Annotated in this window: 1 protein-coding gene; it reads right to left on the bottom strand. The window is 55.9% G+C overall.

Features of this window, described 5'->3' with window-relative positions; all coding sequences use genetic code 11:
* On the bottom strand, window positions 1–2,657 hold a 2,657-nt coding region (locus HV127_RS31540; RefSeq protein WP_182241001.1), incomplete at both ends, for a hypothetical protein.

The raw sequence follows: 2,657 nt of genomic DNA, 5'->3' as shown, positions 1-2,657 counted from the left end.
GGACAGCGATGCGGATTCTGACAGTGACTCGGATTCTGACAGTGATTCGGATTCGGACAGCGATGCGGATTCTGACAGTGACTCGGATTCGGACAGCGATTCTGACTCGGACAGCGACTCGGATTCAGACAGCGATTCCGACTCTGACAGCGATGCGGATTCGGACAGCGATTCGGACTCTGACAGCGACTCGGACTCTGACAGCGACTCGGATTCCGACAGTGACTCGGATTCGGACAGCGATTCTGACTCTGACAGCGACTCGGATTCCGACAGCGATTCGGACTCTGACAGCGACTCGGACTCTGACAGCGACTCGGATTCCGACAGTGACTCGGATTCGGACAGCGATTCTGACTCTGACAGCGACTCGGATTCCGACAGCGACTCGGATTCTGACAGCGACTCGGACTCTGACAGCGACTCGGATTCCGACAGTGACTCGGATTCCGACAGTGACTCCGACTCTGACAGCGACTCGGATAGCGACAGCGATTCGGATTCGGACAGCGACTCGGACTCTGACAGCGATTCCGACTCCGACAGCGATGCGGACTCTGACAGTGACTCGGATTCGGACAGCGATTCTGACTCTGACAGCGACTCGGACTCTGACAGCGACTCGGACTCCGACAGCGATTCGGATTCGGACAGCGATTCGGACTCCGACAGCGATTCGGATTCGGACAGCGATTCTGACTCTGACAGCGACTCGGATTCTGACAGCGACTCGGACTCTGACAGTGACTCGGATTCGGACAGCGATTCTGATTCCGACAGTGACTCGGATTCGGACAGCGATTCTGATTCTGACAGTGACTCGGATTCCGACAGCGACTCGGACTCGGACAGCGATTCCGATTCTGACAGCGACTCCGATTCGGACAGCGACTCGGATTCTGACAGTGATTCAGACTCTGACAGTGATTCGGATTCTGACAGTGATTCGGATTCTGACAGTGACTCGGACTCCGACAGCGATTCGGACTCCGACAGCGACTCGGATTCGGACAGCGATTCGGATTCGGACAGCGATTCTGACTCTGACAGCGACTCGGACTCTGACAGTGACTCGGATTCCGACAGCGACTCGGACTCTGACAGTGACTCGGATTCTGACAGCGACTCGGATTCGGACAGCGATTCGGATTCAGACAGCGATTCTGACTCTGACAGTGACTCGGATTCGGACAGCGATTCGGATTCGGACAGTGATTCGGATTCGGACAGCGATGCGGATTCTGACAGTGACTCGGATTCTGACAGTGATTCGGATTCGGACAGCGATGCGGATTCTGACAGCGATTCTGATTCCGACAGTGACTCGGATTCTGACAGCGATTCTGACTCTGACAGCGACTCGGATTCAGACAGCGACTCGGACTCGGACAGCGATTCCGATTCCGACAGTGACTCGGATTCGGACAGCGATTCGGATTCTGACAGCGACTCGGATTCTGACAGCGACTCGGATTCTGACAGTGACTCGGATTCGGACAGCGATTCGGACTCCGACAGCGACTCGGATAGCGACAGCGACTCGGATTCGGACAGCGATTCGGATTCGGACAGCGATTCTGACTCTGACAGCGATTCTGACTCTGATAGTGATTCGGATTCGGACAGTGATTCTGACTCTGACAGCGACTCGGACTCGGACAGCGATTCGGACTCTGACAGCGACTCGGATTCCGATAGCGACTCGGACTCTGACAGCGATTCTGATTCTGACAGCGATTCGGACTCCGACAGCGATTCGGACTCTGACAGTGACTCGGATAGCGACAGTGATTCCGACGCCGACAGCGACTCGGACTCCGACAGTGACTCCGACTCTGACAGCGACTCGGATTCGGACAGCGATTCCGACGCCGATAGTGACTCGGACTCTGACAGCGACTCGGATTCGGACAGCGATTCGGATTCTGACAGTGACTCCGACTCTGACAGCGATTCGGATTCTGACAGCGACTCGGATTCTGACAGTGACTCGGATTCGGACAGCGATGCGGACTCTGACAGCGACTCGGATTCGGACAGCGACTCTGATTCTGACAGTGACTCGGATTCTGACAGCGATTCCGATTCGGACAGCGATGCGGACTCGGACAGCGACTCGGATTCTGACAGCGATGCGGATTCCGACAGCGACTCGGACTCTGACAGTGATGCCGATTCCGACAGCGATTCCGACTCGGACAGTGACTCGGATTCGGACAGCGATTCTGACTCGGACAGTGACTCGGATTCGGACAGCGATTCTGACTCGGATTCTGACAGTGATTCCGACTCTGACAGCGATTCTGACTCTGACAGTGACTCGGATTCCGACAGCGATTCTGATTCGGACAGCGACTCGGATTCCGATAGCGACTCGGACTCGGACAGCGACTCGGATTCTGACAGCGACTCCGACTCTGATAGTGACTCGGATTCTGACAGCGATTCGGACTCCGACAGCGATTCGGACTCTGACAGCGATTCGGACTCTGACAGTGATTCGGATTCGGACAGCGATGCGGACTCTGACAGCGATTCTGACTCTGACAGCGATTCGGATTCGGACAGCGACTCGGACTCTGACAGCGATTCGGATTCGGACAGTGACTCGGACTCTGACAGCGATTCTGATTCCGACAGCGACTCGGACTCTGACA

It is taken from the genome of Klebsiella sp. RHBSTW-00215 (assembly GCF_014103785.1).
GTDB lineage: Bacteria > Pseudomonadota > Gammaproteobacteria > Enterobacterales > Enterobacteriaceae > Klebsiella.
The sequence above is the reverse complement of the archived record's forward strand: the minus strand, read 5'-3'. Positions and strand labels throughout refer to the sequence as shown.